Raw genomic sequence first — 12,832 nt, 5'->3', positions numbered from 1 at the left:
GTCGGCGTCTGTTACCTGTCACCGTAGTTGTAGAGCGGCTGGTTGACGGGCGTCGAGGCGGCGCCGGTGAGGGACAGCGTGGCGGTGGTCGCCACGAGTGCCGCCACGGCCGCGCCGACGATCGCCGCTAAGAGGATCTTGATCACGGGGGGTTCCTCCTCCAGCGCTCCGGTCGAGCGCGCCCTTCTTCGCAAGTCCTGACAAGTCTGCTGATCAGCGTACCTAGCTGGGCGGAATGCGGCGGACCGGGCCGGCGTATCGATACAGCCGCAGGTCAGGCGTGTCCACGAGGACCGTCGCGCCGCGCAGCCACCCGGCGAACCGCTGCCGTTCGGCCGGCGTGCCCGCGTCCACGACCACGTAGCGGAACCCCGCCCCCAGCAGGTCCGGCGCGGCCTCCCCCAGCACCCGCCCGACCTCCCGCGCGCGCGGGTCCTCGTTCCCGATCACCAGGTCGCCGACGCGGACGGCGTCGTTGGAGACCACCCGCCGGCCCGGCGCCGCGAAGAACCGCTGCGCGGGGTCGAGCACCGCCCGCCCCCCGTTCCACGGGAACTGCCGGTACGACTCGAACGGCAGCACCAGCACGTCGCCCGCCTCGGGGTCACGCCTGATCAGCTCGCGCGCGGCCGTCCAGCTCCGCGGGTACGCCACCGACCCGAGCCGGCCCAGCGACCCCCAGGCCATGGACGGCAGCACCGCGATCGGCACGAGCACGAGCACGGCCACCCACACCCGCTCGCGGGCCACCCGATCGGCCAGCAGCCCCAGCCCGACGGCCGCGACGAGCGCCAGCGGTGCCACGAACTGCTGGGCGTCCCGGAACACCGCGAACCCGCCCCACAGCTGCACGGCCTGCCGGAACGCCGCCCGGCCCGGCTCGGTCACCCCGGCGCCCGCCACCCCCAGCCCGAGCAGGGACGCCGCGACCAGCCCCCTCCGGTACGGCACCGGGCCGCGCACGAAGAACGCGATCCCCACCAGCGTGAGCAGCAGCCGGGCCGCGGCTCCGAGCACGGTCCCGTAGCCGGGCGGGACCGCGTGCGCGTTCCAGATGCCGCCGAGCGACAGCAGGCTCCCGACCGTCCCGAACGGCGTGTCGGCGCGCGCCGCGAAGGCGTCGACGCCGAGCGGGTCGCCCCGCAGGCCCTCCGGCCGCAGCACCGTCGGCACCAGCCACGGCAGGCTGAACGCCGCCAGGACCGCGGCCACCCGCGCCACGCGCACCCATCCCCCGGGGGTGCAGGACCCGCGGGCCACGGCGACCGGCAGCGCCGTGATCGCGGTGACCGTCATCGCCGCGAACCCGCCCACCGCCGCCGGCAGGACGGCGAGGGCCACGCGCCGGCCCGACCACACCGCCCGAATCACCCAGGGCAGCCCCGCGTACCCGAGCAGCAGGGCCCACTGCCCGATCAGCAGCCGCTCGGCGACGTACGGGTTCCACACGTAGAACGCCCCGGCCACCAGCCGCGGCCCCAGCGACGACGGGACGAGCAGCGCCGTACCCGAGCAGCCCATGACGAAGACGGCGAGCAGCAGCAGCTTCTGCACCAGCTCGGCGGGCAGCACCTGGGCCAGCGCGGTGACCACGGCGTCACTCGGGACGACCCGCGCGGCCCCGCCCGCGAGCCCGAACGTGAACGGCGAGAAGCTCGGGCCGGGCACGAACACCATGTCCTGGACGAGTGTGAACCCCCGGCCCAGAGCCGGTCCGAGCGCCAGACACCCGAGCGCCAGCCCGAGGATCGCCGCCGCGAGCCCGGCACGGGCCGTGTGATGCATCCCGACATGACATCACATGCGAGCGGCTGCTCAGGCTTTGAGATCTACGTATTCATGACGTGATAGTCACCTCATTAAACCGTACATATAGCCAAATACGTCTCTTTTCGTACGAAAACCCGCATATTCTCAATGAGCTTGTGGTCTCTCCACGGCAGGACAGGCCATCAGGCGGCCTCAAGGGGAAGGCAGGGATGAGGGAAGCGGAAGCGAGAACGGCCGGCGACCTGCCGCTGGACGTCTTCGATCCCGCTCCGGTGGGCGTCGCGGCGTTCAGTGGACCGGATCATCGGCTGATCTACATGAACTACGCCTACCAGCAGATCGTGGGCGAGCGCCGGCTCGGGGAGCCGGCGCGGGCGGCCTTCCAGGACATCGACCAGGAAGGCTACTTCGACCTGCTCGACCAGGTGTACCGCACCGGCAGGTGCGTCAACCTGCGGGAAAGCCCCTTCAGGTTCGGCGACCACCCCTTGGGCGGTCAGGAGCGCTACGCCTCGGCCAGCCTGTCGAGGATCTCGCTGGCGAACGGCGAGGACGGCGTGCTGATCATGGCCGTGGAGGTCTCCGGCAACGTCGAGTGCACGAAGTCGATCGGCTCGGTGGCCGAGGAACGCAGCAGGTTCCTGCAGCGCTACCAGAGCCTCCTCCAGATCGAGACGCAGGCCATCTGGGTCTCCGACCCCGACGGCAGAGTGCTGGAGCCGAGCCCCGGGTGGCAGCGCTTCACCGGGCAGAGCTGGCGGGAACTGCGCGGGATGGGGTGGCTCGACGCCCTGCACCCCGACGACCGCGCCCCCGTCATGGACCGGTGGACCAAGACGGTGGAACTGCTGAGCCGCTGGGACGCGGTCTACCGCCTGCGGACGCCCGACGGCTCCTACCGGCACGTCCGGGCGCGCGGCGTGCCCATCGTCGAGGACGGCCAGGTGGTCGAGTGGGTCGGCGCCTTCACCGACATCGAGCAGGAGTGGCAGGAGGAACGCCACCGCAGGCTGCTCGACGAGGCCGCCGCGGCGACCGCCGACCTCGCCGACCTGAACGACGTGCTGGCCGCGCTGTCGGAGGTGATCGTGCCGGCGGTGTCCGACGGGTGCGGGATCTACCTGCTCCCCGACATCGCCGACAAGTCAGGTCCGTCGCCCGTCTTCACCGAGCGCGTGGTGAACACCGTGCGGGACAAGGGATCGACGCGTCCCCCGCTGCGTACCGAACGGTTCGCGTTCGAATCCGACTTCGCCCGGGTGATCAGGACCAGACAGCCGATCTGCCTCACCTTCCCGCCCGGGATGCCGCCTCCTGGCGCCGCACCCCCGGGCGCGGAAGAGTGGTTCGTCACGATGCGGGTCAACAGCATGGCGCTGGTGCCCGTCGTCGTGGACGGCGTGGTGGCGGCCGTAGTGATCGCCACGGTCTGGCAGGACCGCGAACCGCTCAGCACGGTCGACGTCGACCTGCTGAGCCGCATGCTCGACCACGCGCACACCCACCTCAGCAACGCCATGCGGTTCCAGCGCACCCAGCGCGTCGCCCTGGCCCTGCAGAACTACCTGCTGCCCGACCCGCCGCAGGTGCCCGGCCTGGAGATCGCCGCCCGCTACCGGGCGAGCGCCACCGCGGCGGAGATCGGCGGCGACTGGTACGACTCGTTCGTCTCGCCGGACGGCTCCACCATCCTCACCATCGGCGACGTGGTCGGACACGACCTGGGCGCCGCCGTCACCATGAGCCAGCTGCGCAACATGCTGCGGGGCCTGGCGATGGACCGCCTCGAACCTCCGGGCGACATCCTGCGCCGCCTGAACATCGCCATCGAGCTGCTCGACGAGGAGGACACGGCGACCTGCATCCTCGCCCGCCTGGAGGGCCCCGTCGGCGGCGACCGCTGGCTCCGCTACTCGGTGGCCGGGCACCCGCCGCCCCTGCTCGTCACCCACGAGGGCGAGGCGCGCTACCTGGAGCAGGCCGTCAACCTCCTCCTCGGCGTGGGCTACGACATGCCGCGCACCAGCGCCGTCGCCGCGCTGCCCGCGCGCAGCACCCTGCTGCTCTACACCGACGGGCTCGTGGAGGTGCCGGGCGAGCACCTGGACGAGGGCCTGGAACGGCTCCGCCAGGCCGCCGCCTCGATGGCCCGCGAGCCCCTCGACTCCTTCTGCGACAAGCTGCTCACCCGGCTGCCCATGGCGCGCAAGGACGACATCGCCATGATCGCCGTACGGCTGCCCTGCGCCTGAGCCGTCCCCCCACGGTTCGCGGGGGGACGGCCCCGCCCGTCACTTACCGGGCTCGGGGTCCCTCGGCAGGCCCAGCATGCGCTCGCCGATGATGTTGAGCTGCACCTCCGTCGTGCCGCCGTAGATGGTCATCGCCCGCGTGGCGAGGACCGCCCGGTTCCAGTAGCCCGCGTCGCCGAGCTTCATGTCGGCGGCGATCACGGCCGCGGAGCCGAGCAGCTCGACCGCGGTCTCCGACACGTGCTGGGCGTGCGAGGTGGACAGCAGCTTCCGTACGGACGCGTCCGCGCCCGGCTCGGTGCCGGCCAGCTGCTTGAGCGTGACCCGCAGCGACAGCGCGTTGATCGAGTGGCCCTCGCAGACCACCTCCGCCACCCGCTGCGCCTCGATCGGGGTCAGCTCGCGGCCGAGCCGCCCGATCAGCCCCAGCAGGTCGGGGACGGACGCGCCGGTGCCGCCTGAACCGGCCGACAGCGACACCCGCTCGTTGGACAGCGTGTTGCGGGCGACCTTCCAGCCGTCGCCGACCTCGCCCACGACCAGGTCGTCCGGCACGAACACGTCGTCGAAGAAGACCTCGTTGAACAGGTTCTCGCCGGTCATCTCGGTGAGCGGCCTGACGGTCACGCCGGACGCCTTCATGTCGACCAGGAAGTACGTGATGCCCTCGTGCTTGGAGCCCTCGTTGGAGGTACGGGCGATGCAGATGCCCCATTCGGCCACGTGGGCGACCGACGTCCAGATCTTCTGACCGTTGAGCTTCCAGCCGCCCTCGACCCGCTCGGCCTTCATCTGCAGCGAGGCGAGGTCGGAGCCCGCGCCGGGCTCGGAGAACAGCTGGCACCACATGAGCTCGCCGCTCAGCGTCTTCGGCAGGAACCGCTGCTGCTGCTCAGGGGTGCCGTACACGGCGACGGACGGCACCACCCAGGCACCGATGATCATGGCGGGCAGCCGGACCTTGGCGGCCCGCAGCTCCTGCGCGATCAGCACCTGCTCCAGCGGCCCGGCGTCGCGGCCCCACGGGCGGGGCAGGTGTGCCATGACGAACCCGCGGTCGGCCAGGGCCCGCTTCTGCTCCTTGCCCTCCAGCCGGGCGATCTCCGCGATCTCGGCGCGGATCGACTCGCGCAGCTCCTCGGCGTCCTCGGGCAGGTCGAGCTCCATCTCCCTGGACACGCCCTGGAGCGCGAGCGAGGTCACCGTGGCCGCCCACTCCGCGGACGAGCCGAGCAGGGCGCGCAGGGTGAGGGCGCGGCGGAAGTAGAGGTGCGCGTCGTGCTCGAAGGTGTAGCCGATGCCGCCGAACGTCTGGATGGCGTCCTTGGCGCACTGCACGGCGGCGTCCGGGGCCATGACCCCCGCCACGGCGGCGGCGAACTCCAGCTCCTTGCCCTCGGCGCGGGTGGCGTCCCACACCGTGGCGCGGGCCTGCTCCAGCGCGACCAGCATCCGCGACAGCTTGTGCTTGATGCCCTGGAACTGGCCGATCGGGCGGCCGAACTGGACGCGTACCTTCGCGTACTCGGCGGCGGACGTGACGCACCACGACGCCAGACCGGCCGCCTCGGCACCGAGGATGATCGCGGCCAGGTTGCGCACGTCGGGGCTCTCGACGCCGTCCAGCACCCGCTCGGCGGGCACGCTCACGTCCGACAGCTCCACCTTGGCGGCCGGCCTGGTGAGGTCGAGCGACTTCAGTTCTGTGACGGTCGCGGCCGAGGCGTCGAGTGCGATCCACTCCTCCCCGTCGGCCGTCACGACCGGCAGCACCAGCACGTCGGCCAGGGAACCGCCGAGCACGGGCTCGGCCGTGCCGGACACGACCAGGGCGCCGTCCTCGTCACGGGTGCCGGTCAGCGCGCCGGACAGGGCCACGGCGCCGGTCAGGCCGCCACCGGCCAGCTGCTCCAGCAGCTCGTGCCGCTTGGACGCGTGGATGACCGCGCTCGCCAGCACCGTCGGCACGTAAGGACCGGGCGCCATCCGCTCGGCCAGCGCCTCGACGGCCACGGCGGCCTCCAGCAGCCCGTAGCCGGAACCGCCGGCCTCCTCGGGCAGGTGCAGCCCGAGCAGCCCCTGCTCGGCGAGCCCCGACCAGAACGGCGGACGCCCCTCCGTGCCGGCGCGCAGCAACTCCGACGGGATGTTGCGCTCGGCCCAGCCGCTCACCGATTCGCGGAGCGCCTCGTGCTCCTCGCTCAACCCGATAGCCATACTCGTCCTCCAGCCAGCTCTGGATGCAGATGCCCAGAACCATATTCTAGAGGATGCTTCTGGCCTAGGTCTTCCCTACAGCGGACGCACCCGCTGCACGAGGGTGTTCAGGTCGGGCCAGCGCGCCTTGTCGGTGTCCAGCATGTTCGCCATGAGCATGGCCGGCTTGGTCTTGCCCACCTCGACGACCGTCACCATCGCCTGCGCCTGCCGCTTCTTCCCGCCGGAGGTGTAGGTGACCTTGTAACCGAGCGTCCAGCCCTTGCCGACCGGCAACCGCTGCGAGGCGGTCCACGCCAGCGTGGCGCCCTTCGGGAACTGGGTGCGCATCGTCCAGCGCACCGCCTGGGCGGCGATCGCACGGTAGTCGGCGTCCGAGACGGGCTTCTTCTTGGGTGCGTCGCCGGGCAGCATGGCCGAGGCGATCCGGGTGTGCGGGACGACCGCCTTGCCGACCTGCTGCGCGGCCGAGAACGGCGAGGGCGACTTGACCGCCTGCCACGGCGCGGCCAGCTTCGGGTAGCTGATGCCGGTGCGTTCGTCGTTGACCAGGCCGACCACGACGGACGCCGTCCCCGGGAAGGTGGCGTACGTCTTGCTCGCCGGCACCGGCGGCAGCACGATCGGGGCCTGCGTCGGCGTGGGGCTCGCCGACGGGGTAGGCGTCGCCGTCACGGTAGGTACGGGCGCCACCCCGGCGAACTGCTCCTCCGCGGCGTGGCGGGCCGGCACGTCGCCCGAGAACACCGTGAACACCAGCACGACGGCGAGCACGGTCGCCGCGATCGCGCCGAGCAGGTAGACCACCTTCATCGGGACGTCCCCGAGCCGCCGCCGGGGCACCGGGCCACTCCCTGGCCCGCCGGCAGCGGTCATGGCGGGCCTGTGCGTGGCGGGCGGCTGCGGCACCCGGGGCCACACCTGCCGCCACTCCGCCGGCGGCCGCGGCTTCCTCCGCCTCGGCGCCTGCTCCCGCGTGGGGCCGACCTCCTCCGCCACCGCCCCGGAAGCCTGCCCCCCGGAGTACGGCCTCGCGAAAGCGCCCCGCTCAGAGCCTCCGTCCCGAGGAGGCGTGCCAGGAGTCCCACCCGCAGGCTGCCCCTGAGGGACGGGCTGCGGGCCGGACTGCGGGCCGGACTGCGGCTGGGCCCCCGGCCGAGCCTGCACGGCGAACGGCTGCGTCAGCGCGCTCGCGGAGACCTCCGCCCGCCCGGGCGGACGGGAGTCGGTGGAAGCGGGCTTCGCCGGAGCGGGCTGCACGGAAGCGGGCTGCGCGGCGGCGGGCTGCGCCGTGCTGGGCGGCCCGGGCGGGCGGGCTGTCGTGGGTGTCCCCTCCGCCGACAGGACGATCTTGCGAAAGGGAACGGTGGGGGGGTCACTCTCAGGACTCTGCTCGCCGACGTCCGCCATGACCTCGAGGTTACGACACCCCGGCGCCGGACAATTCCGCTATTCCCCTGGCAGAATCTAATTCTGTAGGGTCTGCGGACATGAGGGGTTTCTACGAGATCGCAGCCCACGACCCAGAACGCCCCGCCCTCCTCGGCGAGGAGAGCACCACCTACGGAGAGCTGCTCGCCCACGTCAACCGGGCGTCGAACGCCCTGGTCGCCCGCGGCGTGAGCCAGGGCGACAGCGTCGTGACCGTGCTGAAGAACGGGCTCGACGCCCTGACCATGATGCTGGCGACGTACCAGACGGGCGCCTACCTCGTCCCGGCCAACTGGCACTACACCGCCGAGGAGATCGACTACATCGTCGCCGACTGCGGCGCCAAGGTGGTGATCGCGCCGGACGCCCTCACCGTCGCCGAACTCGTCGCCGGACACCCGTCCACCCCGCCCGCCCACCGCCGCGCCGGCTCGATGATGCTCTACACCTCGGGCACCACCGGCCGCCCGAAGGGTGTGCGCCGCCGGCTGCTCGACCTGACGCCCGAGGAGCTGTACCCGATCCTCATGCGCAAGAGCTGGCGGCACTTCGGCCTGCCGATGGACGGCGTGCACCTGGTCTGCTCACAGCTCTACCACTCGGCGCCGTACGGGCAGGCGATGATGGCGCTGCAGTTCGGCCACGCGATCGTGGCGCCCCTGCGGTTCGAGGCGGCGGAGGTGCTGGAGCTGATCCAGCGGCACCGGGTGACGAACGCGTTCATGGTGCCGACGATGTTCCACCGGTTGCTGGCGGTTCCGGACCGCGAGTCGTACGACCTGTCGTCGCTCACCCACCTCTACCACGGGGCCGCGCCATGCCCGCCGGCCGTCAAGAAGGCGATGATCGACTGGCTGGGGCCGGTGGTGTGGGAGTACTACGGCTCCACCGAGGCCGCCGTGGCCACCATGGTCTCGTCCGAGGAGTGGCTGGCCAGGCCGGGCACGGTGGGCAGGGCCCTGGACGGGATGACGTTCACGATCGTGGACGAGGACGGCCGCGAGGCCGCCCCCGGCGATCCTGGTCTGGTCTACATCGGTGGCATCAACCGGTTCGAGTACCACGGCGATCCCGAGAAGACGGCCGCGTCCATGCGCGGGCGCGACTACACCCCCGGCGACATCGGCCACCTCGACGAGGACGGCTACCTGTTCCTGCTCGACCGGCGCACCGACCTGATCATCTCGGGCGGCGTCAACATCTACCCGGCCGAGATCGAGGCCGTGCTCATGGAGCACCCGGCCGTGGCCGACGTCGCGGTGATCGGCGCGCCCGATCCCGAGTGGGGGCAGCGGGTCGTGGCGCTCGTGCAGCCCGCACCCGGCTTCACCGGCGACGACGCGCTCACCGCCGAGCTGTTCCTGCACTGCGCGTCCCGGCTGGCGAGGCTCAAGCACCCGCGGTCGGTCGAGTACCGCGCGTCGCTGCCGCGCACGCCCACCGGCAAGCTCAGCAGGCGAAACGTCCGGGAAGAGTATCTTTCGTCCTGAATTGGGCAGTTCAGTGCCCATGAGGGAGACCGTCGCCGGACTGGCCGCCACCGCCGTACTGCTCGCAGGTTGCGGACCCGCTCCCACCACCACGGCAACCACGACTCCGACCGCCACCCACACCACCGCACCGCGCACCGCGCCGACGTCGGCCGCCCCGACCGCGCCGGCGCAACCGCTGGAGGCGGCCTACGAACGGGTCATCTCCCAGGTGCTGCCGTCCATCGTGCAGATCACCACGCCGGTCGGGCTCGGGTCGGGCATCGTGTACGACACCAAGGGGCACATCGTCACCAACGCCCACGTGGTCGGCCAGGCCAAGGAGATGACCGTCACCCTCGCGACCGGCGGCCCGCCGCGCAAGGCCAAGCTCGTCAAGGCGTTCCCGGCCGGCGACCTCGCGGTGATCAAGGTCGACGACGCCAACCGGCTGCGGCCCGCCACGTTCGCCGACTCGTCGAAGCTGCGGGTCGGGCAGATCGTGCTCGCCATGGGCAACCCGCTGGGGTTCTCCGGCAGCGTGACGAACGGCATCGTCTCGGCCCTCGGCCGCACGGTCTCCGAGCCGCAGAACCCCGACTCGCCGGGCGCCACCATCGCCGGGGCGATCCAGACCTCGGCCGCGATCAACCCGGGCAACAGCGGCGGCGCGCTCGTGGACCTGTCCGGCCACGTGATCGGCATCCCCACGCTGGCCGCCACCGACCCGGACCTCGGCGGCGGGGCCGCCCCGGGGATCGGTTTCGCGATCCCGAGCAACACCGCCACCGACATCGCCCAGCAGATCGTCACGCAGGGACGGGTGACCAACACCCACCGGGCCGCGCTCGGCATCCGCGGCAGCACGGTCATCAGCGCCCAGGGGCAGCCCAGCGGCGTCGGCGTGATCTCCGTCCAGCCGAAGACCGGGGCCGCCCAGGCCGGGATCAGGCCGGGGGACATCATCGTCTCGATCGACGGCAAGGACACGCTCACCATGGCCGACCTGGCGGAGAACATCAGCACTCACAAACCGGGCGACCGCGTCAGCGTGGGCCTGATCCGCGACAACCGCCAGAAGACCGTCACCGTCACCCTCAGCGAGCTCCAGCCCGACTGAGTCAGCGCCCGGGCGCCGTCCTGGTCGCCGCTCGGGCCCGGATCTGGCCCAGCGTCTCGCGACTCGCCTTGATCACCGAGACCAGCACGTACGCGACCAGCAGCAGCCCCAGGCACAGGGCGTCGGCCGCCCACCACGGGATCGCGGCCAGCAGCAGCTCCCCGTCAGAGCCGGTCAGCGACCTGATCCCGGCCGTGGCCAGCACGACCACCACCCCGACGAGAATCCACGTACGCGCCCGCGGCAGCCTGCCCTTCGTCCACAACCGGATGCGCCAGCCCATGAACACCGCCAGCACGCCGAGCAGGGCGCAGAACCCGATGAGCCACCACGGCAGCGTGAAGGCGGGCCGCGCGGGCGGCCCTGGCGGCGGGGTGACCGGCGCGGCGGCGGCCTGCGCCCGCACCGTACGCAGCTCGGCCTCGACCTTCTTCCTCGCCCGTTCCGAGGCGTCGAGCTGCTTGCGCAGCTGCGTCACGCTCTTCTCCTGCCGCGTCTGCGGCGGCGGGGCGGCGGTCTCGGTGGGCAGCATCCGCGCCACCACGGTCAGCATGATCGCGATGAACGCGAGCGCCAGCACGATGGTCATGAACAGGTCGATGAACCGCAGGTCGAGCGGAGGGCTGAACGACCTCGCCGGACGCCGTCTCACGGCTCCCTCACCAGCGAGTACTTCTGCGGCCGGCTTTCCAGGGCGTTCAGCCGTTCGACCGCGGTGCGCAGGGCGTCGAGACCCTTGATGAGCTCCTCGGTGCGCCCGCGCGTCTCGGCGAGCTCCTGCGTGAGCCCGTGCAGGGCGGGCGCGGCCTGCTTGGCGGGCAGGCGCGCGATGTGGACGAGGAAGACCTCGTCGGCGGCCGTGATCCCGGCCCGCTCCGACCGCTCGACCAGCGCCATCGCCCCGAAGGAGACCACGCTCAGGAACAGCGCGATCAGCGTCACCCCGAACGCCGAGGCCAGCTCGGGCAGGACGTGCTGCTTGAGCGCCACGATCAGCGCGCCGGGATCCCCCTGTCCGTCGAGCGCCCCGGAGAACGAGGTGACCATCGCGGCCATGGTGAGCGCCGTGCCGATGAACCCGAAGACGGGCAGGGCCCAGATGAGGGCGTGGTCGAGGTGGTGCTTGTTGGCCATCTCGCTCTCGTCGAGCGCGGAACGGGCACTCAGCACCGACTCGCTGTCGTTGCCCGCGTCGGCCGACTCCTTGAACAGCCGCAGCCGCCGGGCCACCAGCGTGTCGTCACCCGGCCGCACCGAGGCGACGTTGGCCACGGCGCGGGCCGTCGCCGCGTTCTCGCGCCGGAGGTCAGGCACGGCCCGCGCGATGCGCAGGACGGCCGTCAGGAACACCGCGAAGATCAACGTCACCACGTACTCGGCGGCCGGCGGCGCGGTCGTCGCCCCCACCGCCGCAAGAAGCGCCTCCACCACTCCCAACGCATAACAACCCAGGGAAACCACAACGCCCACAAGGGGCGCGAACACCGAATGACGCCAGCCGACCTTTGACACCCTTCAACCTCACCTCGGCACAAGAATTGTCAGAGAACACCTAACCACACGTAAAGCACTCATTGCAGGCAGTCATCACCATTAACTCGGGCGAACCTGCCAGGTTCCGACATTTCCGGTTCCGCTAGCCTCCATCCCACGTCGGTACGCCGCCCGCTGCGAGTCACCCCCATGCCGGCTCTTATGAGCATTTGTGTCAGAGAGGGATGACATCCGTATGCGACAGGCTTTCGATCCGTCATGGGCTGAGCTCGCCGAGGCCGAGCTGAACCACAACTTCTCGGCAGCGGCGTCGGCCGAGACCAGGCGGACTCTGGGCATCGACAGCATCCGGCTGGGCGGCGGCGTGGTCCTGGCCATGGCCAACGACCCCATGAACTACTGGAGCAAGGCCCTCGGGTTCGGCTTCGCCGAGCCCGTCACCTCCGAGCTGGTCGGCGAGATCGTCGACTTCTACCGGTCGAGGTCCGTACCGTCGGCGGTGGTGCAGCTCGCGCCCTCCGTGCTGCCGCCCGACTGGACGGAGATCTGCGAGAAGTACGGCCTCGTGCACAAGTCCTCGTGGGTGAAGCTGGGCCTCGACCTCACCACCGACCTGCCGCAGGACGACGACGGCCCGGTGGTCGAGCGGATCGGCACGCCCGAGGCGGAGGCGTGGGCCACGGCGATGATCCGGTTCTTCGGCATGCCGGAAGGAGTGCTCGAGCAGATCACGACCAGCTCTCTCGACGACCCCGCCTTCCACGGGTACGCCATCAGGTCCGGCGGCGAGATCGTCTCCGTGGGCGGCCTGTTCGTGCACGGCGAGGCGGCCGAGATGTTCTCCGGCGCCACCATGCCGGAGCACCGCGGCAAGGGGTACCAGAGCGCCCTGCTGCGCGCGCGAATCCGTGCCGCCGCCGCGGCCGGATGCCGGTGGGTCTTCGCCGAGACCGGCGCCGAGGAGCCTGGCGGGCACAACCCGTCCCTGCACAACATGCTGCGCGCGGGCATGACCCAGCTGTACGTACGCGACAACTACCGCTGGTACCTGGAGCCCAGGACCGCCTGACACCTCCGTG

At 71.5% G+C, this 12,832-nt stretch carries 10 protein-coding genes; 4 read left to right on the top strand and 6 right to left on the bottom strand.

Features of this window, described 5'->3' with window-relative positions:
• Window positions 1-11 precede the first annotated feature (11 nt).
• Together BLR04_RS42325 and BLR04_RS13960 are read right to left on the bottom strand one after the other, a co-directional pair.
• Entirely contained in the window at window positions 12-146 is a 135-nt protein-coding gene (locus BLR04_RS42325; RefSeq protein ID WP_281191431.1) for a hypothetical protein, read from the bottom strand.
• 76 nt (window positions 147-222) lie between these two features.
• Entirely contained in the window at window positions 223-1,785 is a 1,563-nt protein-coding gene (locus BLR04_RS13960; protein ID WP_090763783.1) for an MmpA family trehalose lipid delivery protein, read from the bottom strand.
• A gap of 194 nt (window positions 1,786-1,979) precedes the next feature.
• Between BLR04_RS13960 and BLR04_RS13955 the strand changes: the two genes are divergently transcribed.
• Complete coding sequence (locus tag BLR04_RS13955; protein WP_090763781.1) at window positions 1,980-4,022, top strand: SpoIIE family protein phosphatase; 2,043 nt, start codon at window positions 1,980-1,982, stop codon at window positions 4,020-4,022.
• A 39-nt stretch (window positions 4,023-4,061) separates the two neighbouring features.
• Here BLR04_RS13955 and BLR04_RS13950 read toward each other — a convergent pair whose 3' ends face one another.
• The gene (locus BLR04_RS13950; RefSeq protein WP_090763778.1) at window positions 4,062-6,239 is read right to left on the bottom strand and encodes an acyl-CoA dehydrogenase family protein; all 2,178 of its coding nucleotides are present in this window, start codon (window positions 6,237-6,239) and stop codon (window positions 4,062-4,064) included.
• 75 nt (window positions 6,240-6,314) lie between these two features.
• Window positions 6,315-7,082: a hypothetical protein gene (locus BLR04_RS13945; protein ID WP_090763775.1), complete on the bottom strand. Its 768-nt coding sequence runs from the start codon at window positions 7,080-7,082 to the stop codon at window positions 6,315-6,317.
• Between the two features lie 647 nt (window positions 7,083-7,729).
• On the opposite strand from BLR04_RS13945, the gene BLR04_RS13940 reads away from it, so the two are divergent.
• Window positions 7,730-9,160 carry an AMP-binding protein gene (locus tag BLR04_RS13940; RefSeq protein WP_090763772.1) on the top strand — a complete coding sequence of 477 codons (1,431 nt, stop codon included), beginning with the start codon at window positions 7,730-7,732 and terminating at the stop codon, window positions 9,158-9,160.
• A 19-nt stretch (window positions 9,161-9,179) separates the two neighbouring features.
• Entirely contained in the window at window positions 9,180-10,259 is a 1,080-nt protein-coding gene (locus tag BLR04_RS13935) for a S1C family serine protease (RefSeq protein WP_090763769.1), read from the top strand.
• A gap of 1 nt (window position 10,260) precedes the next feature.
• Here the strand turns inward: BLR04_RS13935 and BLR04_RS13930 are convergent, their stop codons facing one another.
• Window positions 10,261-10,911 (bottom strand): hypothetical protein, encoded by a 651-nt coding sequence (locus BLR04_RS13930; RefSeq protein ID WP_090763766.1) that lies wholly within the window; start codon window positions 10,909-10,911, stop codon window positions 10,261-10,263.
• The gene (locus tag BLR04_RS13925; RefSeq protein WP_143022035.1) at window positions 10,908-11,687 is read right to left on the bottom strand and encodes a hypothetical protein; all 780 of its coding nucleotides are present in this window, start codon (window positions 11,685-11,687) and stop codon (window positions 10,908-10,910) included. The genes BLR04_RS13930 and BLR04_RS13925 overlap by 4 nt, the downstream gene beginning before the upstream one ends.
• Before the next feature lie 301 nt (window positions 11,688-11,988).
• On the opposite strand from BLR04_RS13925, the gene BLR04_RS13920 reads away from it, so the two are divergent.
• Window positions 11,989-12,822 (top strand): GNAT family N-acetyltransferase, encoded by an 834-nt coding sequence (locus BLR04_RS13920; RefSeq protein WP_090763760.1) that lies wholly within the window; start codon window positions 11,989-11,991, stop codon window positions 12,820-12,822.
• Window positions 12,823-12,832 lie beyond the last annotated feature (10 nt).

This window comes from Nonomuraea maritima, from assembly GCF_900100395.1.
Classification (GTDB): domain Bacteria; phylum Actinomycetota; class Actinomycetes; order Streptosporangiales; family Streptosporangiaceae; genus Nonomuraea; species Nonomuraea maritima.
This window is presented reverse-complemented; position numbering and strand designations above follow the sequence as displayed.

What these genes read in the sequence shown, in the direction of transcription:
- BLR04_RS13960 (WP_090763783.1), bottom strand. Translation starts at nt 1,785, where the DNA reads ATGCATCACACGGCCCGTGCCGGGCTCGCGGCGGCGATCCTCGGGCTG.
- BLR04_RS13955 (WP_090763781.1), top strand. Translation starts at nt 1,980, where the DNA reads ATGAGGGAAGCGGAAGCGAGAACGGCCGGCGACCTGCCGCTGGACGTC.
- BLR04_RS13950 (WP_090763778.1), bottom strand. Translation starts at nt 6,239, where the DNA reads ATGGCTATCGGGTTGAGCGAGGAGCACGAGGCGCTCCGCGAATCGGTG.
- BLR04_RS13940 (WP_090763772.1), top strand. Translation starts at nt 7,730, where the DNA reads ATGAGGGGTTTCTACGAGATCGCAGCCCACGACCCAGAACGCCCCGCC.
- BLR04_RS13935 (WP_090763769.1), top strand. Translation starts at nt 9,180, where the DNA reads ATGAGGGAGACCGTCGCCGGACTGGCCGCCACCGCCGTACTGCTCGCA.
- BLR04_RS13920 (WP_090763760.1), top strand. Translation starts at nt 11,989, where the DNA reads ATGCGACAGGCTTTCGATCCGTCATGGGCTGAGCTCGCCGAGGCCGAG.